We start from the raw sequence: 20,164 nt of genomic DNA, 5'->3' as shown, positions 1-20,164 counted from the left end.
GGCAACCGAGGGAGTGAGCCCGCATGCCGACCGACCGCCCCGACCACGCCCGGGAACTGGCCCGCACCCGGGAGTTCTTCGCCCCGCGGGCCGCCGACTGGGAGACCCGCTTCCCCGACGACGGCCCGCGCTACGCCGCCGCCGTCGCCGAACTCGCCCTGCGCCCCGGACAGATCGTGCTCGACGCGGGCTGCGGCACCGGACGCGCGCTGCCGGCCCTGCGCGATGCGGTCGGCGCCCGGGGCACCGTGCTCGGCCTGGACCTGACGCCCGAGATGGTCCGGCAGGCCGCCGCCCTGGGACGCGGCGCGGTGGCCGGCCTGGCGGCGGCCGACTGCGGCCGGCTCCCGCTGCGCGACGGCGTGCTGGACGCGGTCTTCGCCGCCGGCCTGATCTCCCACCTGCCGCAGCCCCAGGGCGCCCTGGCCGACCTCGCCCGGGCCACCCGCCCCGGCGGCCGGCTCGCCCTGTTCCACCCCGTCGGCCGCGCCGCCCTGGCCGCCCGGCACGGCCGCGCGCTCACCCCCGACGACCTGCGCGCCGAGCCCAACCTGCGCCCGCTGCTGGCCGGTTCCGGCTGGCGACTGACCCACTACGCCGACCTGGACGACCGCTTCCTGGCCCTCGCCGAGCGCACCTGACCCGTCCTGCTCCCGGGCGTCTCAGTCGTAGTCCGAGCCGCTGACCGCCCAGGCCAGGCCGGTGGCCGGGTCCTCCAGGGCCAGGTGCAGGTGCCAGATCTCGTCGGCCGGGTCGCACCAGGTGAAGCAGCGCATCCGGGCCACCAGCGCGTCCACCTCCTCGGGCGGGCAGCCGCCGGAAGGGTCCGCCATCGCGCTCAGCGCGTCCCAGACGGCGATCCGGCCGCGGGCCGCGCCGCCGGGCTCGCCGTACGCGCCGGCGCCGGAGGCGGCCCGCACCAGGGCCGGATAGGCGAGTGCGAAGGGGATGTAGCCGCCGGTCGCGGGGGTGCCGCTGGGCGCCAGCAGGGCCGCCGCGTCCGGTGCGGAGCCGCGCAGGCAGCGGGTGCTGAGCCAGCTGGACAGCCCGCGCAGCGCCGCGGTGGCGGGCTGGTCGGGGCCGGGCAGCGCGCTGCCCGGTGCCGGCAGCCGGATCGGGCCCAGGCCCTCGCGGCTGTCCGGGAGTGAGAAGAGCGGGGTCGCGGCCGCGCCGCCGCGCCGGTAGTGGGTCACCCGGCTGCCCGGCTCCCAGCCCGCCAGCTCCCAGGTCCGCAGCACCGGCGGGGGCGTGGCGCGCGGCAGCGCCACGCCCGTCAGGTCCTCACCGAGCAGCACCCTGGTGTGGGCCGCCAGCGTCCGGATCGGCTCGCGGGGCAGCAGCGGGTCCAGCACCTCCCAGACGTGCCGGGTCGCCAGCACCTCCCAGAGCGGCCCGACCCGGCCGTCGTACTCGCCGGCCACCGCGCCGGGCCCCGCCGACGGGTCGAAGAGCCCGGCCGCCACATCGGCCGGGGCCGCGTAGGCCAGTTCGTGGCCGAAGGCCGCCGTCTCGCGCGCCGCGGCCCGCTCGCCGCTCAGCGCGGCGGCGGCGGCCCGGGTCTGCCGGTAGATCCCGAGCAGCTCCGTCCAGCTGCCCTGGGCGGCCAGGGCGCGCAGCCTGCGGTCCTCGTGGGTGATCATATTTGCAGCGTACGTCCCACCCGGGGACACGCCCTGACACCACGTCAGCTCGGTGCGTCGCCGGGCCGCCAGGGCCTCTACTCGTACTCGGTGCCGCCCTTGCGGGTCAGGTACGCGCCGCTGACCACCTTGGCGATCGCCCGCCCGCCCAGTGTGAAGCTGTAGCGCTCCACGGCCGGGCGCACCACGACGCCCTCGCGCAGGTGGAGCTCGCGCCCGGAGACCGTCTCGCGGCCGTCGGCCAGCGCCAGCACGGTGGCGGCGTCGTACGGCCCGCTCCACAGCCGGGGCACCAGCGGCAGCCGATCCGTCAGCAGCTCGGCGGCGTCCAGCCAGTGCAGCTGCCCGTCGATCACCGCCGACACGTCGAAGACCGCGTAGCCGGGCAGTTCGGCGCGGCCCGAGGCGCCGTAGCCGAGGTCCTGCACGCCCGTGCCGAAGACCTCGCCGAAGATGCCGACGCGCTCGGCGCCCAGCCGCTCGGCCAGCTCGGCGGCCGCCTCGGGCACACCGTGCGCCCTGACGGCACGCCAGTAGAGGTTGGAGCCGTCCTCCTTGAGCGCCAGGCGCTGGGCGCCGATCCCCTTGGAGGAGACCTGCACCGCGCCGGTGTCGGCGTGCAGGGTGAGCAGACAGCAGGTGCCGTGCAGCTTCTCGGTCAGCACCACCTGCTCGCCCGGCTCGAAGACGTCCGGGAAGCGCTGGAGGTTCTCGATGTCGACCCAGGGCAGCAGCTCCGGGGCGGCCTCGACCTCGCCGTTCATGGTGGTGGGGATCGGCGGCACCCACTTGGTGACGCCCAGCTCGGCGGCGAAGTCGCGGCCCTCGGCGGCGGCCCCGGCCAGGTCCACGCCGGCCAGCGCACGCGGACGGCAGACGATGCCCTGCGAGAGCTCGCCGCGCAGCCGCACCGCGCGCACCCGGTCGGCGCGGCTGCCGGCCAGCCGCCCGGTCAGGCCGAGCTCCTCGATCAGCGCGGCCGGCAGCACCGCCTGCTCGGGGATGTAGAGGGCGTACTCGCCGGTGCGGTAGGCGCCCTTGGCGACCACCGCCCGGTAGAGCCCGACCTGGGCGAGCTCCAGGGCGTCGGCGTTCGGGTGGTCGAGAACGGTGAGCCGTTCGGCTGTGACACGCAGCGTGGACATGATGGTGACTCCTCCCCGTGGGTATGACCCCACTGTGACGAAGCATCGGGCCTGCGGCCAGCGGTTTTCCCACGGTTCACACAGGCCTCACCGGCCACCGGGGCAGGCTGGCCTGTGCGAAGGCACAAGGGATTTAAGGCTTGCATTTGCGGCACTATGATCGGCACGGCGACCGCAGATACGGGAGTATCGAGACCTGTGCGGCGCCTGGGTCGCCCCCTTTCGCCGCACGACGCGGCGGACCGGCCCGCACCGACCGCAGACCCGCGCCCTGACGGCGCGGCAGAGGGGAATCTCCAGATGACCACCACCCGGTCCCGCACCGCCGCCGCCACGTTCGCCGTGCTCGCCCTGGCCGTTGGCCTCACCGCGTGCAGCTCCTCCAAGAGCGCCACCCCCGCCGCCTCCGGCGCCTCGGGCTCCGCCGCGGCCTCCGCGTCCGCGCCGAAGGCCACCGGCACCATCACCGTCTTCGCCGCCTCCTCGCTCACCGGGACCTTCAACGACCTGGGCAAGAAGTTCGAGGCCGCCAACCCGGGCACCACGGTGAAGTTCAACTACGGCGGCAGCTCCGCCCTGGCGCAGAGCATCGTGGCCGGCGCCCCCGCCGACGTCTTCGCCGCGGCCAGCCCGGCGACCATGAAGACCGTCAGCGACGCCAAGGACACCGCCACGGACCCGAAGGTCTTCGTGCGCAACACCCTGGAGATCGCCGTCCCCAAGGGCAACCCGAAGAACCTCACCAGCCTGCAGGCGCTCGCCGCGCCGGGCGTCAAGGTCGCCCTCTGCGCGACCCAGGTGCCGTGCGGCTCCGCCGCGCAGACCGCGCTCACCGCGGCCAACGTGAAGCTGACCCCGGTCACCCTGGAGCAGGACGTCAAGAGCGCCCTCACCAAGGTCGAACTCGGCGAGGTGGACGCGTCGGTGGTGTACCAGACCGACGTGCAGGCCGCCGGCGGCAAGGTCGACGGGGTCAACTTCCCCGAGGCAGCCAAGGCGATCAACGACTACCCGATCGCCGAGGTGGCCAAGGCCCCGAACGCGGCCGGCGCCGAGGCGTTCATCGCCTTCGTCGAGTCGACCACGGGCATGCAGGTGCTGACCACCGCGGGCTTCCAGGCCCCGTGACAGCGATCGACACCGCGGTGGCGGCACGGGCGAAGCGGGGTTCCCGGATCCCGCTCGCCCTGCTGCTGCCCGCGCTGCTGGGCCTGGTCTTCCTCGTCCTGCCGCTGGCCGGCCTGCTGATCAGGGCGCCGTGGAGCGCGATGCCCAGCGAGCTGTCCAGCGCGGCGGTCTGGGACGCGCTGAAGCTGTCGCTGATCTGCGCGACCAGCGCGACCGGCGTCTCGCTGGTGCTCGGGGTGCCGCTGGCCTGGCTGCTGGCCCGCACCGAGTTCCCCGGACGGCGCGTCATCCGCGCGCTGGTCACCCTGCCGCTGGTGCTGCCGCCGGTGGTCGGCGGCGTGGCACTGCTGCTGGCACTGGGACGCAACGGGATCGTCGGGCGCTGGCTGGACTCGGCCTTCGGCATCACCCTGCCGTTCACCACCACCGGCGTGGTGATCGCCGAGGCGTTCGTCGCGATGCCGTTCCTGGTGATCAGCGTGGAGGGCGCGCTGCGCGCCGCCGACCCCCGCTACGAGGAGGCGGCCGCGACGCTGGGCGCCTCGCGGCTGACGGCCTTCCGGCGGGTGACCCTGCCGATGATCGCACCGGGCGTGGGGGCCGGCGCGGTGCTGGCCTGGGCCCGCGCGCTGGGCGAGTTCGGTGCGACGATCACCTTCGCCGGGAACTTCCCCGGCAAGACCCAGACCATGCCGCTGGCGGTCTACCTCGCGATGGAGACCGATCCGGACGCTGCGATCGCGCTGAGCCTGGTCCTGCTCGCGGTCTCGGTCGCGGTGCTGGTCGGACTGCGCGACCGCTGGATGAGCACGCCGTAGCCCGCCGGAAAGCCTGAGGAACCCGATGACGACGCCCTCGCTCGACGCCCACCTTCGGGTGGAGCGGACCGGCTTCTCGCTCGACCTCGCGCTGACCGCCGGCGCCGGCGAGGTGATCGCGCTGCTCGGGCCGAACGGCGCCGGCAAGACCACCGCGCTGCGCGCCCTGGCCGGGCTGCTGCCGCTCACCGCCGGCCATCTGCGCCTGGACGGCCAGACCCTGGAGAACCCGGCCGCCGGCCTGCACACGGCGGCCGAACGGCGACCGGTCGGCGTGGTCTTCCAGGACTACCTGCTCTTCCCGCACCTCAGCGCCCTGGACAACATCGGCTTCGGGCTGCGCTGCCGGGGCCGCTCGAAGAAGGAGTCGCGCGCCGAGGCACTGCCCTGGCTGACCCGGATGGACCTGGAGGAGCACGCCGCCAAACGCCCCGGCAAGCTCTCCGGCGGCCAGGCCCAGCGGGTGGCGCTGGCCAGGGCGCTGGCCATCGGGCCGCGCCTGCTGCTGCTGGACGAGCCGCTGGCCGCCCTGGACGCCCGCACCCGGCTCGACGTCCGCTCGCAACTGCGCCGCCACCTGGCCGAGTTCGACGCCGTCGCGGTCCTCGTCACGCACGACCCGCTGGACGCCATGGTGCTCGCCGACCGGCTGGTGGTGATCGAGGAGGGCCGGGTGGTCCAGGCCGGCACGCCCGCCGAGATCGCGCGCCGCCCGCGCACCGACTACATCGCCCGGCTGGTGGGCCTGAACCTCTACCAGGGCGTGGCCGACGGACGCCGGGTGAAGCTGGAGGGCGGAACAGCGGTGACCATCGCGGAGGAGCTCACCGGGCCCGCCTTCGTCGCGTTCCCGCCCGCCGCCGTCACCCTGCACCGCAGCCGCCCGGACTCCAGCGCCCGCAACGTCTGGGAGCTCACGGTGGCCGGCCTGGACCTGCACGGCGACCAGGTCCGCGCCGACCTGACCGGCCCGCTGCCACTGGCCGCCGACCTCACCCCCGCAGCTGCGGCCGAGCTCGACCTGACCACCGGCGCCACCGTCTGGGCCACCGTCAAGGCCGCCCAGACGCACGCCTACCCGGCCTGAACCGCCGCTGGGAGACACCGGATACGCTGCCGCCGAGACTCTGTCCTCCCCACGGAAGGTCCGGCTACCAACCATGTACGACGCACTGCTCGCAGAGACCGTCACCATCACCGGCCACGGCGGCGACGCCATCGAGGCGTACTCCGCCCGGCCGCTCACCGCGGGCCCGCTGGGCAGCGTCGTGGTGATCCACCACATGCCCGGCTACGACGCCGGCACCAAGGAGATGGTGCGCCGCTTCGCCGCCGAGGGCTTCAACGCGGTCTGCCCCAACCTCTACACCCGCGAGGCCCCCGGCGCCTCGCCCGACGACGCCTCCGCCACCGCCCGCGCGCTCGGCGGGGTACCGGACGAGCGGCTGGTCGGCGACGTGGCCGGCGCCGCCGCGTACCTGCGCGGGCTGACCTCCTCGAACGGCCGGGTGGGCACCATCGGCCACTGCTCCGGCGGTCGGCAGGCCTTCCTGGCCGCCGCCCACCTGGAGCTCCAGGCCGCCGTGGACTGCTACGGCGCCTTCGTCACCGGCACCGTCCCCGAGGGCTTCCCGCTCCAGGTCCAGCCGATCGGCCACCTCGCCAAGGACCTCTCCTGCCCGCTGCTCGGCATCTTCGGCGCGGACGACCAGTACCCCTCCCCCGAGGCGGTCGCCGAGCTGGAGGAGCTGATGAAGGCCGCCGGCAAGGAGTACGAGTTCCACAGCTACGAGGGCGCCGGCCACGGCTTCTTCGCCGTCGACCGCCCCGGCTACCGCCCGCAGGCCGCCACCGACGGCTGGGCGAAGATCCTCGACTTCTACCGCCGCCACCTGAGCGCCTGAGGAGAGCAACCACCATGTGCACCTATCTGACCGAGCTGGCCGAGATCCAGGGCAGCGGCAAGGGCGCCGCAGGCTACCTCCCGCTCACCACCGCCATGGTCTGCGTCGACCACCCGCAGCACGCCCCCTTCGAGCACACCGTCAACATCGACTTCCTCAACCCCGCCATGGGCCCCTCCGCCCGCGTCGCGGTGGAGCTGACCGAGGAGTCCGCGCTGGCCCTGATCGACGCCATCCGGGCCGCCCTGGCCGCCGCCCCGCCCGGCCTCGCCTCGGCGCCGCAAAGCTAGTGCCGCGTCAGGCAACCTTCGCCCCGTCGCGTGCCGCAAAGCTGGTCAGGAATGGAGAAGCGGGGTCCAGGGGCCGCGACTAGGGTCGGTTGAAGTCACCGACCACCCCAAGGAGCGACCCATGACCGGCTCTTCCACCCAGGGAATCAAGACCGTCCTGCACCCCGTGTCCGACCTGGCGGCAGCCAAGGCGGTGTACACCGCGCTGCTCGGCGTGGCGCCGGTGGCCGACTCGGAGTACTACGTCGGCTTCGAGGCCGAGGGCCAGCAGATCGGGCTGGTACCCAACGGCGCACTGCAGGGCATGACCTCACCGGTGGCCTACTGGCACGTGAAGGACATCGAGGCCAAGCTCGCCGAGGTGACCGCCGCGGGCGCCGTCGTGAAGGAGTCCGCACACGACGTCGGCGGCGGCCGCCTGGTGGCCACCTTCACCGACCCCGACGGCAACGTCCTCGGGCTACTCCAGGACCGATGACCGCCGTGGGAGCGGGCGCGACCCTCGATGGGGTCGCGCCCGCTCCAACAGGCCCAGCCCGCAGACAGATGGAGAGACGAAGAGCATGGCCGCACCGCACGCCGCCGACATCCACGACCTGATCCGCGTGCACGGCGCGCGGGTGAACAACCTCAAGGACGTCAGCGTCGAGATCCCCAAGCGCCGGCTGACGGTGTTCACCGGCGTCTCCGGCTCGGGCAAGAGCTCGCTGGTGTTCGACACGATCGCCGCGGAGTCACAGCGGCTGATCAACGAGACCTACAGCGCCTTCGTGCAGGGCTTCATGCCGACGCTGGCGCGGCCCGAGGTCGACGTCCTCGAGGGGCTGACGACCGCGATCATCGTCGACCAGCAGCGGATGGGCGCTGACCCGCGCTCCACGGTCGGCACCGCCACCGACGCCAACGCGATGCTGCGGATCCTCTTCAGCCGGCTCGGGAAGCCGCACATCGGCTCGCCCAAGGCGTTCTCCTTCAACGTCCCCTCCATCAGCGGAGCCGGCGCGGTCACCCTCGAACGCGGCGGGAAGACCGTGAAGGAGCGGCGCAGCTTCAGCATCACCGGCGGCATGTGCCCGCGCTGCGAGGGCCGGGGCGCGGTCTCCGACATCGACCTCACCCAGCTCTTCGACGACTCCAGGTCGCTGGCCGACGGCGCGCTCACCATCCCCGGCTACACACCGGGCGGCTGGAACTACCGGCTCTACAGCGAGTCGGGCTTCTACGATCCCGAGAAGCCGATCCGCAAGTACACCAAGAAGGAGCTGCACGACTTCCTCCACCACGAGCCGGTCAGGATGAAGATCGCGGGCATCAACATGACCTACGAGGGCCTGATCCCGCGGATCCAGAAGTCCTACCTCGCCAAGGACCGGGAGGGGATGCAGCCGCACATCCGGGCCTTCGTGGACCGCGCGGTCACCTTCACCACCTGCCCCGACTGCGACGGCACCCGGCTGGCCGAGGCGGCCCGGTCGTCGAAGATCAAGAAGATCAGCATCGCCGACGCCTGCGCGATGCAGATCAGCGACCTGGCCGACTGGGTCCGCGGCCTCGACGAGCCCTCGGTCGCACCGCTGCTCGACACGCTGCGGCAGACCCTCGACTCGTTCGTGGAGATCGGTCTCGGCTACCTCTCGCTCGACCGGCCCTCGGGCACGCTGTCGGGCGGCGAGGCCCAGCGCGTCAAGATGATCCGCCACCTCGGCTCCTCGCTCACCGACACCACGTACGTCTTCGACGAGCCCACCACCGGCCTGCACCCGCACGACATCCACCGGATGAACGCCCTGCTGCTGCGGCTGCGGGACAAGGGCAACACGGTGCTGGTCGTGGAGCACAAGCCGTTGACGATCGCGATCGCCGACCACGTCGTGGACCTCGGCCCCGGCGCCGGTACGGCGGGCGGGACCGTCTGCTTCGAGGGCACCGTCAAGGGGCTGCGGACCAGCGGCACCCTCACCGGCCGGCACTTCGACGACCGGGCCGCCGTCAAGGAGGTGGTGCGCAAGCCCACCGGCGCGCTGGAGATCCGCGGCGCGACCTCGCACAACCTGCGCAAGGTGGACGTCGACATCCCGCTCGGGGTGCTGGTCGTCGTCACCGGGGTCGCCGGCTCCGGCAAGAGCTCACTCGTGCACGGGTCGATCCCTGCGGGCGAGGGCGTCGTATCGGTCGGCCAGGGCGCGATCCGCGGCTCGCGCCGGAGCAACCCGGCGACGTACACCGGGCTGCTCGACCCGATCCGCAAGGCGTTCGCGAAGGCCAACGGCGTGAAGCCGGCCCTGTTCAGCGCCAACTCCGAGGGTGCCTGCCCCAATTGCAACGGCGCCGGCGTCGTCTACACGGACCTGGCGATGATGGCCGGCGTCGCCACCACCTGCGAGGAGTGCGAGGGGAAGCGGTTCGAGGCCTCGGTGCTCGACCACCACCTCGGCGGCCGCGACATCAGCGAGGTGCTGGCGATGTCGGTGGCCGAGGCAGCGGAGTTCTTCGGTGCCGGCGAGGCGCGCACCCCGGCCGCGCACGCCATCCTGGGCCGGCTCGCCGACGTCGGGCTCGGCTACCTCAGCCTCGGCCAGCCGCTCACCACGCTCTCCGGCGGCGAGCGGCAGCGGCTCAAGCTGGCCACCCACATGGCCGAGAAGGACGGCGTCTACGTCCTGGACGAGCCGACCACCGGCCTGCACCTCGCCGACGTCGAGCAGCTGCTCGGCCTGCTCGACAAGCTGGTCGACTCCGGCAAGTCGGTCATCGTGGTCGAGCACCACCAGGCGGTCATGGCGCACGCCGACTGGATCATCGACCTCGGCCCCGGCGCCGGCCACGACGGCGGCCGGGTCGTCTTCGAGGGCACGCCCGCCGACCTCGTCGCCGCCCGCTCCACCCTCACCGGCGAACACCTCGCGGCCTACGTGGGCGCCTGACAACTACCGGGACAGCGCCGGGTGGTCGGCGACGACCGTGCAGGAGCCGGGGGCGATCTCCCCGTGCCCGGGTCCTGCACCCGAACCGCACCGGTCGCGGTCTCCAGGGCTGTTCCTGGTGCTGTGGCTCAGCTGTCCAGGCGGCGCTTGCTGAGCCAGGCGACCATCTCGGGGTCGTGGTGGTCGAAGAACAGCGTGGTGCCGGTGTCGAGGGCTGCGATGCGGGCCATCTGGGCGTCGGTGAGCTCGAATTCGAAGACGTCGATGTTCTGCGCCATCCGGTCGGGGTTGACCGACTTGGGGATGGTGACGATGTCGCGCTGGATCATCCAGCGGAGCACGACCTGGGCCACGGACTTGCCGTGGGCGTCACCGATCTCGCTGAGGACAGGGTGGGTGAACAGGTCGTTCTTGCCTTCGGCGAAGCCGCCCCACGCCTGGTGCTGGACGCCGTGCTCGCGCATGAGGTCGTGGTCGGCGGTGCGTTGGAAGAACGGGTGGGTCTCGATCTGGTTGACCTGCGGGGTGATCTCGTTGTTGAAGATCAGGTCCAGGAGGCGGTCAGGGTAGAAGTTGGCGACACCGATCGCCTTGGCCAGGCCCTCGCGGTTGGCGGCCTCCATGGCGCGCCACTGTCCGTAGACGTCGCCGAAGGGCTGGTGCATCAGGTACAGGTCGACGTGGTCCAGGCCGAGCTTGGTCAGGGAAGTCTCGATGGCGCGGCGGGTGTTGTCCTGCGCGGGTGCGTCCTGGACCCAGAGCTTGGTGGTGACGAACAGGTCTTGGCGCGGGATGCCGCTGTTCTTGATCGCGTGGCCGACGGCCTCCTCGTTGCCGTAGGCGGCGGCGGTATCCAGCAGCCGGTAGCCGGCAGCCAGGGCGTCCGAGACGGCCTGCTCGGTCTTGTCCGCCGGGATCTGGTAGACGCCGAAGCCGAGGATCGGCATCTGGACGCCGTTGTTCAGAGTGACGTGCTGCACGGGTGCTCCTTGAAAGGACTGGTGGTCGAGCAGGTGGGGGTCAGTCGGTGAGCTCGGCGCGTTGCTCGGGGGTGAGGCCGTTGTCGAGGGCGCGGCGCAGGTGGCCTGTCAGCTGAGCGTCGCGGCCAAGGGGGCGTGTCGCAGGGACTGCTCGGTTCCGGGGGAACCTCCTGCGGTGGGCCGGGGGCGAAGCTCTCCTCCAGACAACACCGCCCAGCACGCCTCCGGGGCCGCCAAGCAGACCCTGACAAGGTCCCCCACACCCGCATACGGCACAGCGCCCGGCCGTAGGGTCGGGGCATGGACCGACGCACCGAGATCCGCGACTTCCTCACCACCCGCCGGGCCCGCGTCACCCCCGAGCAGGCCGGCCTCAAGCTCTCCCCGCTGGAAGGAACACGCCGCGTCCCCGGGCTGCGCCGCGAGGAAGTCGCCCTCCTGGCCGGCGTCAGCGTCCCCTACTACACCCGCCTGGAGCGCGGCGACGCCCGCGGCGCCACCAACGCCGTCCTGGACGCCATCGCCCGCGCACTACAACTCGACGACGCCGAACGCGCTCACCTCTTCGACCTCGTGCGCGCCGCCAACGCCACCGCCGCCGACGCCCGCACCCCACGCCACCCCTCGCGCCGCACCCTGCGCCCGGAGCTGTGGAACATGCTGGAGGCGATGAGCGGCGTCCCCGCCTACATCCGCAACGGCCGCCTGGACCTGCTGGCGGGCAACGCCTTCGCCCGCGCCCTGTTCGCGCCGGTCTTCGACAGCCCTGCCCGGCCGCTCAACTCCGCCCGCTTCACCTTCCTGGACCCGGCCGCCGCCGAGTTCTACCCCGACTGGGACGCCGTCGCCGACCAGAACGTCGCCACCCTGCGCGCCGAAGTCGGCCGTAACCCGTACGACAAGGCCCTGTCCGACCTGATCGGTGAACTCTCCACCCGCGGCGACACCTTCCGCCAACGCTGGGCCCGCCACGAAGTCCGCCGCCACCGCGCAGGCGCCAAACGCCTCAATCACCCACTGGTCGGACAGCTGACGATCAATTACGAAACGATGGAACTCGCCGCCGACGAGGGCCTGTCCCTCATCGTGTGTGGCGTCGCACCCGGCAGTCGCGACGCCGACGCCCTCAATCTCCTCGCCAGCTGGAACGCCACCGAAGCCACCCGACCGGCTCCGAGGACGTGATTCGGACTCGGTGTGCAGCTTGTTCGCCGAGCAGGCCGCTACCAGGGCAGCTTCGAGGTGCGCTCGGGGGGTGGGCAGCGCTGACACAGCGCGTGACGGTCCGCTCGGTTTGGCGAATGCGTCAGTCAGTCCGGGCCGGGGCCGAGGGCGACGGTGAAGCAGGCGCCGCCTTCGGGGCCGTGGCCGCGGACAGTGATGGTGGCGCCGAGCCGGTCGGCGAGGCGGTGGGTGATGGCCAGGCCGAGGCCGGTGCCGGCGGGGCGGGTGCCCGCGTAACGGGCGTGCAGGGCACCGGGTTGGAAGGCGACCTGGATGTCGTCGTCGCTCAGGCCCGGGCCGCCGTCGCGGACCTGCAGCTCGGTGTCGCCGGTGTCCGTTCTGCGCATGGCCAGTACGACGGGGGTGCCGGGTGGGGAGACGCGCACGGCGTTGCCGATCAGGCCGTCGAGCAGCTGGCGGACCCGGAATCCGTCGGTGAGCGTGATCACGGGTTCGCCGGTCTGTTCCACTCGCAGGTGCAGCCCGCCCTGCCGGGCCCGCTGGTCCCAGGCTTCGGCGGTCTCACGGACGAGGGCGGCCAGGTCGGTGGGTTCGCGGGTGACCGGGAAGTCGTCGGCGTCCAGGCGGGCGAGTTCGAGCAGGTCGGAGACGAAGCGGTCCAGGCGCTTGGTCTCGGTCAGGAGGATCTGGCCGACCTGGGCCTGCTGCGCGGGTTCGATGACGCCGTCGGTGAGGGCCTCGGCGTAGCCCTGGAGTGCGGTGAGGGGGGTGCGGATCTCGTGGGAGATCGAGGTCAGGAAGTCGCGTTGGCGTTGTTCGCTGCGCTCCAGGGCGGCACCCAGGGTGTTCAGGGCTTGGGCGACGTCGCGGGCTTCGGTGGGGCCGTCTGCTTCGCAGTGCAGGCCGCGTTCGCCCGCGGCGAGTCGGTGGGCGACGCCGGCCGCCGCCACCAGGGGGCGGGCGATCCGGCGGGCCAGCAGGGCGCCCGCCAAGGCGGCTCCGACCAGGCCCGTGACCAGGGGGAGCGTCAGACTGCCGCGCATCCGGTTGGCGGCCGCGTCGACCTCGGTGAAGGGCTGGGTCAGTACGACGGCGCCGCCGTTGCCCGCCGGGTGTCCCTGGACGAGCACGCGCTGGTCGCCGAGTGAGCCCGTGGTGGAGAGTGTCCGTCCGGCGAGCAGTGCGTCCCGGTCGGCCGGGTTGACGGCCCTGGCCGCCGGGCCGTCCACCTGTCCGTCGGGGGCGATGACGGCGACCTGGACCCCAGTGGCCCCGGTGAGGCGCTGGGCCTGGTCGAGGAGCAGCACGGACAGGTTGGGGGCCAGGCTCAGCACGGTGGCCTGGCGGGACAGGCGCTCCCGGTACTGGGACTCCGCATTGGAGCGGGCGGTCTGCCAGGCCGCGATGCCCGCCAGCAGCACGGCGGTAGCTGCCACCACGGTGGCGAGCAGGACCAGGCTGCTGGTGAGCGAGCCCGCGCGCAGACGCTTCACCGGCCGGGCTCCTGGGCGCTGTAGCCGATCCCCCGCACGGTGCGGATCGGGCTGGCGTCGCCGAGCTTGGCGCGCAGCTGCGAGACGTACACGTCGACGACCCTGCTGTCGCCGTAGTCGGCGTGCCCCCAGACCTGGGCACGCAGCTGCTCGCGGCTGAAGACCTGGCCGGGCCGGGCGAGCAGATGGGCGAGCAGGTTGAACTCGGTGGTGGTCAGCTCCAGCGGTTCGCCGTCGCGCAGGGCCGTGCGGCGACCCGGGTCCAGGCGCAGCCGGCCGGTTCCCAGGATGGCCGAGCCCGGTGGGCCGGCGGTGCGGCGCAGCACCGCCTTGAGGCGGGCGACCAGCTCGCGGGGCGAGAACGGCTTGGTGAGGTAGTCGTCGGCGCCGATCTCCAGGCCGAGGATCCGGTCGGCCTCCTCGTCCCGGGCGGTGACCAGGATGACGGGTGTCCAGTCGTCGGCCGCGCGCAGCCGGCGGCAGAAGTCGGTGCCGTCCAGTCCGGGCAGTCCGATGTCGAGAACGATCGCCACCGGCCGCAGCCGTGCGACGGCGGCCAGCCCGGCCATGCCGTCACTCTCGGTGTGGACGCCGAAGCCCTCGCGGGTGAGGTAGAGGCGCTGGAGGTCGGCGATGTGTCGCTCGTCCTCCACCACCAGGACGAGCCCCTTGCTCTGTGTCATCTGTTGGGTGTCACCGCAGTCTCCCGGCGCCGCTGCACCCCTCTCGCGGCTGCTCGGCCGGCCGCGGGCGCAACGGCTTCGAACTGCACCGATGCTAACCCGCGCCCCGCCCTCGTCCCGCTGACCGGCGGTGATCCTTACATGGCTCGAACACAGGCCGAACCTTCGCCTTGCACAGCGGGGACAGGATGTTTGCGGCCTCGCCGACCGGCGAGGCCCGGACGACCGGCGGTCAGGACGAAGGAGGGCAGTCGTGCTCACCAGTTCCAGGTTGCTCGCGCTGGCCGGCCTCTGCGTCGCGGTGCTCCTGCTCACCGCGGTCGGGGTGCTGCTTGCACGCACCGGGCGGGGCCCGTCCCCGGAAGACCTGAGGGACGCGGGAGGGCGCCGGGACCGCACAGGACCGCACACACCGTCCGACACCCCGACCCCGAGGGCAGGACAACGATGACCACCCGTGCCGCACCGACCCGAACCAGCACCGGACGGCCGGGCCGCCTGCGTCGCCCAGCCACCCGGCGTGGTCGGATCACACGCGCCGTCGTCCTGTCCGTGGCCGCCCTGCTGGCCGTCGTCGGGGTCGGCGAGGCGGTAGCCCGGCACGTCCTGGAGAACCGGATCGCCTCGGGCATGGGGAAGTCCCTCGACACCCGTGTGACGGTCGACACCGGCGACGGCCCGGCCCTGCTCACGCTCTTCGACCGACACCTGGGCCGCGTCACGCTCAGCGCTGACAACGCCCGCCTCGGCCCGCTCACCGACGCCTCGGTCCGTGTCACGCTCGACGACGTCCACCTGGCCGAACCCGCGACGGCGTCCCAGGTCCGGGCCGACGTCACGATCCCCGCCGACTCCCTGGCGCAAGCCGTCCGCGACTCGGGCCAGGGCATTCCCGTCAGCGGTGCCCGAACCGACCCCGCCACCGGAAGCCTCCTGCTCACCGTCGGCCCCGGCGGCATGGGCCAGTTGACGCTCAAACCCGCCCTGGCCGACGGCCGGGTCACCATCACGGCCACCAGCCTGCAGCTCCTCGGCCGGACGATCACCGGCCCCCCGCTCGACCAGATCAACACCCGACTGATGGCGCGCAACCAGCAGGCCGACTACCCGCTGTCCCTCAAACCCCTCGCACTCACCGTCACACCGACCGGACTCGCCCTCACCCTGGCTTCCGGCCCCACCACACTGAAGCACCCATGAACCAGGAGCCGGCCCGGAGATGACCCACCCCCCGACCCCACCGTCCAACCGCCGCACCCGCCTGCGCCGACGCATCGTCATCATCGTCGCCGGCCTGCTCGTTCTCACGCTCGGCGCGGCGGCCGGCGCCCTGTGGCTGCTGACCGTCAAACTCCTGCACCCCATCGACGACACCCCGCTGAACACCCGCATCCTCGCCGTGGGAACCGAGACGGTGACCCTGCCCGCCACCGCGGAGAGCCGGTACACCGGCACCTACGGCCTGGTCTGGCAGGACAGCGGATCCGCGCAGCACTCGGGAGTCCTCAGCCGCATCACCGCCTCGGACGCCACGACAGTCACCCGCGAACTCCAGGCCACCACCCCGCCCGCCGTCGGCGACAAGGCGAAGATCACCGTCACCGTGTGGGACACGGACCCGAAGCAGGCCCTGGGACTGGACTACCAGGACGTCACCTACCCCAGCGACCTGGGCCCGATGCCCGCCTGGTACCTCCCCGGCACGCGCAGCACCTGGGTCATCCAGGTCCACGGACTCGGCGCCGGCCGCAGCGCGGGACTGCGGACCGTGCCCGAACTCCACGACCTCGGCTACCCGGTCCTCGACATCACCTACCGCAACGACCCCGGAGCGCCCCACGACAGCAACGGCAACCGGCAGCTCGGCAACACCGAATGGCACGACCTCGACACCGCCGTCCGCTACGCCCGCGCCCACGGTGCTGCCGGCGTGGTGCTCTACGGCTTCTCCATGGGAGGTGGCATCGTCGAGAACTACCTGCAGCGCGCCACCGACACCAGCGCGGTCCGCTCGGTCGTCCTCGACGCACCCGCGCTCGACTACGGGGCGGCCATCAACACCATCGCGACCAACCTCGGGATCCCGTTCCCCGTCGCCGACTTCGCGACCCCCTTCATCCGGCTGCGCGCCGGAGTTGACCTCGACCAGGTCGACACCCTGGCCGCGAACCGGCGAAGCGGCGGCCCCAAGCAGCCCGTGCTGCTCTTCCACGGCACCGCCGACACGATCGTCCCCTACGCCACCAGCGCCCGGTTCGCCCGCGACTGGCCGGACACGATCCACCTCGTCACCGTCCCCGGAGCCGGCCACACCGGCGCCTGGAACGCCGACCCCGCCCGGTACGAGAGCGAACTCGCGAACTTCCTCAACCAGCAAACCTGAGCGGCGGAATCCTGATCACCGACCTTGAGGGTGGTCACGCCGAAGCCGACCTCCGCCACGACGCCGGAGACGTCCCAGCCCGGGGTGAACGGCTCGCCGAGTACCCCGGCCATAGCGCCGCCGGCCCGGGCCTTCCAGTCGACCGGGCCCTCGGCTGCCCCCGGCCGCTGCCCCTGGCCGCCACACCTGGGGGGGTGGCACCCGCACTCCTGCTGCCCGCCTGAACGCACCCTGTCCGCGGTTACCGCGATGGGAGTTCCGCTCATCGCGGCTGGTATCCGCAGACCCCGGGGCATGGACTGGCGATGGGTTCCTCGGGTGGCCTGCGGTGAGGGTCTGTCAGTCACCGCAGGCCGAGTCGTTGGCCGGGCGGGTTGTCGGGTCAGGTGTCGGCGGCGGGTTCCTGGCCGTGCCGGGAGCGTCGGAGTTGTTCGTTGATGCGCAGGGCTTCTTCGAGTTGGTCTTCGAGGATGACGATGCGGCAGGCGGCGTCGATGGCGGTGCCCTGGTCGACGAGGTCGCGGGCGCGCATGGCGATGCGCAGTTGGTAGCGGGAGTAGCGGCGATGGCCGCCGTCGGAGCGCAGGGGGGTGATGAGGCCCTGTTCGCCGAGGGAGCGTAGGAAGCCGGCGGTGGTGCCGGTCATCTCGGCGGCGCGGCCCATGGTGTAGGCGGGGTAGTCGTCGTCGTCGAGGGTGTCGGGGGTGTGGGGCCTGTCGGTCGTCGTAGTCACTGCACCTCTCTTGGTTCCTGGGGAACGCGTCGAGGGGCCCCGGCGCCGTAGCGGCTCCGGGGCCCCGAAGGGGAACAACACCATCTACCGGCCTGGGCCGGCTTCCTTGTTCCGCAACTCCCCAGGGGTGGGGATGTGCGGGGATCGCGTATGCGTGACCGGAAACCACCGTCCTCGTACTCAAAGGGGGTCTGCGGTGTCCGCCCGGGTGAAGAGCTCACGGGCCGGGCGATCCTGATGGCGCTCTGTCCCTCCGTTCATCCTCTGTATGGACTGGTTGTACTGCGAACTTCAGATACTGCGAACTGCCTGGTACTGCTGAACTGCCAACTAGCCTGTACCGCTGTGGCGGTGGCCCTCCCGGGCCACCTCGTGTTCGACAGCCAGCCCCGCCGCCCGTCCTGCACTTTCCCTGGCTTGGAACCCCGCTGCCGAACTCCCAGCACGCGCGCCCGCAGCCTGGCGCCTTCACTGGGATACCGCGTCCTGCGACTGCTGGTACTGCACCTGCAACTACCGCGGTAGCGCTGGTCGGTGACCCCTGATCACTGCGGGCCACAAGGCCCGGCCGCCAGTCCCGTTGCCGTCCTGCACCTACGCTGGCTTCGGAACTCCACGGCCGCGCCAAACTGCGAACTTCTGCAATGCCGCCCGCCAGTTCGTGTCTGGCGGGTACCGCTTGACTGCGTCTACGAGAGAAACACTAACCACAGCCCTGGCCAATGTCTACTCCAGCCAGCACAGATTTTCCGGTGTTCGAAGGGAAGGTAGTCTTCGGCCCGCAGAACGGACGGTCCGCACCCGCGGCCCAGGACAACGAGCGGAACCACGGACGGGAGGCGACGGTGGAAGGGCTACCGACGACGCGGCCGGCGCGCACGCCCGAACAGGTCACCATCACCGACCTGCACGCGCTGCGCGACGCGCTCGACCCTCGCCGCAGCCGACGGCCAGGCCCCCCGTAGTCGACACGCGGCGGGGGCGTCGGCACAACCGTGGCACTACCACCAGCACGGCCCCAGGTCGTAACGGTGCGCTCGGCTGCCCCGCCCACCCGGCTCCAACCCCGCAGCGGACAACCGGCCTCCTACTCACCGTCTCAGGTGTCGGAGTAACTGAGGTCCCCGATGGTCCAGCTGCTGATGTCCTCGATGGCGATGCGGTACATCCCGCCGGTGTGCGGCAACGCGAAGTTGCCCTGCAGGATTTTCGCGCGATGGAGGTGGAGGTGGGTCGGCCGTCCGGGCGGGCCGTCGGCGGGTGGGGCGAAGAGGGCGGCGAACGGCTTCAGGTGCTCCGAGGCCTGGAGGACCTCCGCCACCCGCTCCCACCACAGGGACACCGGCGCGAGCCTGCCGGTGATCACCGCACCGGGGACCACCACGGTCAACGACATCTGGTTGCTGTGCTCGGACTCGACCATCGCGGCGATGTCGACGAGCAGCCCGTCAGGGTTCGACATGATCCCCAGATTAGGACACGGCGGTCGGGGTCCGGAAGTCCGCCCCGGGGCAGTGACCGCGACGCGTACGGGCGTGTAGCCGGTCTACGCGGCCGGGCTTCGACCGCGCCGGCGGGGCCCGTTCGACACGTCAGAGTTTGAACATCGCGGCGTACGGCTGGGTGATGCGCTCCTGCCGTGATCCGAAGTCGACGAGTACGGCGATGTCACTGTCGCCTTCGACGCCGATGGCCCGGCCGAGGCCGTACCTGTCGTGGGTCACACGGTCGCCCACGGCGAACCGCTTGAGCGGCGCCTGGACCCGGGCCTTGAAGGGACTGGTGGGCAGGGGCCGGCGAACTGCTGCTGATTTCGTCATTCCTTCGAGTATGCGCCGGAAATCGCGGGAGCGGGCCCTTTTGGCGGCACTCGAATGTGGACGGGTCGGAATTCGAATCGTGCCGTCCACCGTCACCGCCAGTGCCGCTGATCGGGCTGACCCGGGGCCGGGGTGGCGGGAGTCCGCCCGGCGCACATCGGGCTCGTCCGCGTCGCACTGCCGGTGGAGCCGCCGCCCCGGGCAGCGCGCCGTGCTGTCAACCAGCCTGTTCACAGCGCGTGTTGACGCTCCTGGCGGCTTGGGAGCGGTGGGCCCGCGGGGAGGCGCCGGCGAAACGGGGGAAGAAATAATCCACCCCGGAAGGCCGGAGCCTGCTAGAGTCTCCTTAGTTGCAGTAGTGGTTCCCATGAACTTTGTGTGCGCCTGCTGATGTATCGCAGGCGCATTTTTGTTTCCCGGCTCTTCCCCGGGTGGGTCATCATCGCGGCACTCGAAGCCCGCACAGTGCGGACTTCGGACAGCCCCTTGAAGGAGATTTCTTTATGGCTAATGGCACTGTGAAGTGGTTCAACGCGGAAAAGGGCTTCGGCTTCATCGAGCAGGACGGTGGCGGCCCCGACGTCTTCGCCCACTACTCGAACATCAACGCCAACGGCTTCCGTGAGCTGCTCGAGGGCCAGAAGGTCGAGTTCGACGTCACGCAGGGCCAGAAGGGCCCGCAGGCCGAGAACATTCGTCCGCTGTAGTTCTACTGCCATGGCACCCGCCTAGCAGCGAGGGGCCCGCACCGCGTACATGCCCGGTGCGGGCCCCTCGGCATTTCGCCACACTTCTCTTCCCCGGCCGTTCAGGCCCCCTGGCTTCGCCACTGCAGCCATCCCCTCGCGAGACGCCCAGCGCCGCGTCCGGATCGGCGCCCTGCCGTGACATCTCACGGTTCGAGGTTCGCGCACCCGCCCTTCGCGGTGAGCGCCGACCGCAGGTGACGTGCCGCACGGTTCCACCGTCCACGCCCCGCCCATCACACTTTCTGGCCCGTTCCCTTGCGGTCTCCGCCGGCGCCCAGCGCTGCGGAGC

At 72.0% G+C, this 20,164-nt stretch carries 20 protein-coding genes; 12 read left to right on the top strand and 8 right to left on the bottom strand.

Annotation, left to right across the window (positions count from 1 at the left end; genetic code table 11):
* Nucleotides 1–23: 23 nt before the first annotated feature.
* Entirely contained in the window at nt 24–641 is a 618-nt protein-coding gene (locus P3T37_RS14185; protein WP_280723960.1) for a methyltransferase domain-containing protein, read from the top strand.
* A gap of 21 nt (nt 642–662) precedes the next feature.
* Here P3T37_RS14185 and P3T37_RS14180 read toward each other — a convergent pair whose 3' ends face one another.
* Complete coding sequence (locus P3T37_RS14180) at nt 663–1,640, bottom strand: hypothetical protein (RefSeq protein WP_280723959.1); 978 nt, start codon at nt 1,638–1,640, stop codon at nt 663–665.
* Between the two features lie 77 nt (nt 1,641–1,717).
* Entirely contained in the window at nt 1,718–2,785 is a 1,068-nt protein-coding gene (locus P3T37_RS14175; RefSeq protein WP_280723958.1) for an RNA ligase (ATP), read from the bottom strand.
* Nucleotides 2,786–3,085: 300 nt separating this feature from the next.
* Between P3T37_RS14175 and modA the strand changes: the two genes are divergently transcribed.
* The 7 genes from modA (at nt 3,086) to P3T37_RS14140 (ending at nt 9,849) form a co-directional block, all read left to right on the top strand.
* On the top strand, nt 3,086–3,913 hold the full coding sequence (modA, locus tag P3T37_RS14170; protein WP_280723957.1) for a molybdate ABC transporter substrate-binding protein: 828 nt from the start codon (nt 3,086–3,088) through the stop codon (nt 3,911–3,913).
* The gene (locus P3T37_RS14165; RefSeq protein ID WP_280723956.1) at nt 3,910–4,731 is read left to right on the top strand and encodes an ABC transporter permease; all 822 of its coding nucleotides are present in this window, start codon (nt 3,910–3,912) and stop codon (nt 4,729–4,731) included. Before modA ends, P3T37_RS14165 begins: the two co-directional genes overlap by 4 nt.
* Before the next feature lie 25 nt (nt 4,732–4,756).
* Nucleotides 4,757–5,818 carry an ABC transporter ATP-binding protein gene (locus tag P3T37_RS14160; protein WP_280723955.1) on the top strand — a complete coding sequence of 354 codons (1,062 nt, stop codon included), beginning with the start codon at nt 4,757–4,759 and terminating at the stop codon, nt 5,816–5,818.
* Between the two features lie 73 nt (nt 5,819–5,891).
* Entirely contained in the window at nt 5,892–6,635 is a 744-nt protein-coding gene (locus P3T37_RS14155; protein WP_280723954.1) for a dienelactone hydrolase family protein, read from the top strand.
* Between the two features lie 14 nt (nt 6,636–6,649).
* Entirely contained in the window at nt 6,650–6,925 is a 276-nt protein-coding gene (locus P3T37_RS14150; RefSeq protein ID WP_280723953.1) for a DUF6295 family protein, read from the top strand.
* A 121-nt stretch (nt 6,926–7,046) separates the two neighbouring features.
* On the top strand, nt 7,047–7,403 hold the full coding sequence (locus tag P3T37_RS14145; protein ID WP_280723952.1) for a VOC family protein: 357 nt from the start codon (nt 7,047–7,049) through the stop codon (nt 7,401–7,403).
* Between the two features lie 85 nt (nt 7,404–7,488).
* Entirely contained in the window at nt 7,489–9,849 is a 2,361-nt protein-coding gene (locus P3T37_RS14140; RefSeq protein WP_280723951.1) for an excinuclease ABC subunit UvrA, read from the top strand.
* A 128-nt stretch (nt 9,850–9,977) separates the two neighbouring features.
* On the opposite strand, the gene P3T37_RS14135 is transcribed toward P3T37_RS14140, so the two are convergent.
* The gene (locus P3T37_RS14135; RefSeq protein WP_280723950.1) at nt 9,978–10,829 is read right to left on the bottom strand and encodes an aldo/keto reductase; all 852 of its coding nucleotides are present in this window, start codon (nt 10,827–10,829) and stop codon (nt 9,978–9,980) included.
* Between the two features lie 300 nt (nt 10,830–11,129).
* Between P3T37_RS14135 and P3T37_RS14130 the strand changes: the two genes are divergently transcribed.
* Nucleotides 11,130–12,014, top strand: a complete 885-nt coding sequence (locus tag P3T37_RS14130; RefSeq protein WP_280723949.1) for a helix-turn-helix transcriptional regulator — start codon at nt 11,130–11,132, stop codon at nt 12,012–12,014.
* 125 nt (nt 12,015–12,139) lie between these two features.
* Here P3T37_RS14130 and P3T37_RS14125 read toward each other — a convergent pair whose 3' ends face one another.
* Together P3T37_RS14125 and P3T37_RS14120 are read right to left on the bottom strand one after the other, a co-directional pair.
* Nucleotides 12,140–13,507, bottom strand: coding sequence for a HAMP domain-containing sensor histidine kinase (locus P3T37_RS14125; protein ID WP_280723948.1), 1,368 nt, complete (start codon nt 13,505–13,507; stop codon nt 12,140–12,142).
* Nucleotides 13,504–14,190: a response regulator transcription factor gene (locus tag P3T37_RS14120; protein ID WP_280723947.1), complete on the bottom strand. Its 687-nt coding sequence runs from the start codon at nt 14,188–14,190 to the stop codon at nt 13,504–13,506. Before P3T37_RS14120 ends, P3T37_RS14125 begins: the two co-directional genes overlap by 4 nt.
* Before the next feature lie 447 nt (nt 14,191–14,637).
* On the opposite strand from P3T37_RS14120, the gene P3T37_RS14115 reads away from it, so the two are divergent.
* On the top strand, nt 14,638–15,390 hold the full coding sequence (locus P3T37_RS14115) for a DUF2993 domain-containing protein (RefSeq protein WP_280723946.1): 753 nt from the start codon (nt 14,638–14,640) through the stop codon (nt 15,388–15,390).
* 19 nt (nt 15,391–15,409) lie between these two features.
* Nucleotides 15,410–16,573: an alpha/beta fold hydrolase gene (locus P3T37_RS14110; protein ID WP_280723945.1), complete on the top strand. Its 1,164-nt coding sequence runs from the start codon at nt 15,410–15,412 to the stop codon at nt 16,571–16,573.
* Between the two features lie 382 nt (nt 16,574–16,955).
* Here P3T37_RS14110 and P3T37_RS14100 read toward each other — a convergent pair whose 3' ends face one another.
* The 3 genes from P3T37_RS14100 to P3T37_RS14090 form a co-directional block, all read right to left on the bottom strand.
* Nucleotides 16,956–17,237 carry a MerR family transcriptional regulator gene (locus P3T37_RS14100; protein ID WP_280724157.1) on the bottom strand — a complete coding sequence of 94 codons (282 nt, stop codon included), beginning with the start codon at nt 17,235–17,237 and terminating at the stop codon, nt 16,956–16,958.
* A gap of 1,168 nt (nt 17,238–18,405) precedes the next feature.
* On the bottom strand, nt 18,406–18,768 hold the full coding sequence (locus P3T37_RS14095) for a hypothetical protein (RefSeq protein ID WP_280723944.1): 363 nt from the start codon (nt 18,766–18,768) through the stop codon (nt 18,406–18,408).
* Between the two features lie 130 nt (nt 18,769–18,898).
* On the bottom strand, nt 18,899–19,126 hold the full coding sequence (locus tag P3T37_RS14090; RefSeq protein WP_280723943.1) for a hypothetical protein: 228 nt from the start codon (nt 19,124–19,126) through the stop codon (nt 18,899–18,901).
* 503 nt (nt 19,127–19,629) lie between these two features.
* On the opposite strand from P3T37_RS14090, the gene P3T37_RS14085 reads away from it, so the two are divergent.
* Nucleotides 19,630–19,833 (top strand): cold-shock protein, encoded by a 204-nt coding sequence (locus P3T37_RS14085; RefSeq protein WP_031068443.1) that lies wholly within the window; start codon nt 19,630–19,632, stop codon nt 19,831–19,833.
* Nucleotides 19,834–20,164 lie beyond the last annotated feature (331 nt).

This window comes from Kitasatospora sp. MAA4 (genome assembly GCF_029893355.1).
In the GTDB taxonomy this organism is placed as follows: domain Bacteria; phylum Actinomycetota; class Actinomycetes; order Streptomycetales; family Streptomycetaceae; genus Kitasatospora.
Note: the sequence above shows the minus strand (reverse complement) of the source record. Positions and strands in the feature narration are given on the sequence as shown.

Coding starts and splice junctions, on each gene's coding strand:
- P3T37_RS14185 (WP_280723960.1), top strand. CDS start 24: ATGCCGACCGACCGCCCCGACCACGCCCGGGAACTGGCCCGCACCCGG.
- P3T37_RS14180 (WP_280723959.1), bottom strand. CDS start 1,640: ATGATCACCCACGAGGACCGCAGGCTGCGCGCCCTGGCCGCCCAGGGC.
- P3T37_RS14175 (WP_280723958.1), bottom strand. CDS start 2,785: ATGTCCACGCTGCGTGTCACAGCCGAACGGCTCACCGTTCTCGACCAC.
- modA (WP_280723957.1), top strand. CDS start 3,086: ATGACCACCACCCGGTCCCGCACCGCCGCCGCCACGTTCGCCGTGCTC.
- P3T37_RS14160 (WP_280723955.1), top strand. CDS start 4,757: ATGACGACGCCCTCGCTCGACGCCCACCTTCGGGTGGAGCGGACCGGC.
- P3T37_RS14155 (WP_280723954.1), top strand. CDS start 5,892: ATGTACGACGCACTGCTCGCAGAGACCGTCACCATCACCGGCCACGGC.
- P3T37_RS14150 (WP_280723953.1), top strand. CDS start 6,650: ATGTGCACCTATCTGACCGAGCTGGCCGAGATCCAGGGCAGCGGCAAG.
- P3T37_RS14145 (WP_280723952.1), top strand. CDS start 7,047: ATGACCGGCTCTTCCACCCAGGGAATCAAGACCGTCCTGCACCCCGTG.
- P3T37_RS14140 (WP_280723951.1), top strand. CDS start 7,489: ATGGCCGCACCGCACGCCGCCGACATCCACGACCTGATCCGCGTGCAC.
- P3T37_RS14130 (WP_280723949.1), top strand. CDS start 11,130: ATGGACCGACGCACCGAGATCCGCGACTTCCTCACCACCCGCCGGGCC.
- P3T37_RS14120 (WP_280723947.1), bottom strand. CDS start 14,190: ATGACACAGAGCAAGGGGCTCGTCCTGGTGGTGGAGGACGAGCGACAC.
- P3T37_RS14115 (WP_280723946.1), top strand. CDS start 14,638: ATGACCACCCGTGCCGCACCGACCCGAACCAGCACCGGACGGCCGGGC.
- P3T37_RS14110 (WP_280723945.1), top strand. CDS start 15,410: ATGACCCACCCCCCGACCCCACCGTCCAACCGCCGCACCCGCCTGCGC.
- P3T37_RS14100 (WP_280724157.1), bottom strand. CDS start 17,237: ATGGGCCGCGCCGCCGAGATGACCGGCACCACCGCCGGCTTCCTACGC.
- P3T37_RS14095 (WP_280723944.1), bottom strand. CDS start 18,768: ATGTCGAACCCTGACGGGCTGCTCGTCGACATCGCCGCGATGGTCGAG.
- P3T37_RS14090 (WP_280723943.1), bottom strand. CDS start 19,126: ATGACGAAATCAGCAGCAGTTCGCCGGCCCCTGCCCACCAGTCCCTTC.
- P3T37_RS14085 (WP_031068443.1), top strand. CDS start 19,630: ATGGCTAATGGCACTGTGAAGTGGTTCAACGCGGAAAAGGGCTTCGGC.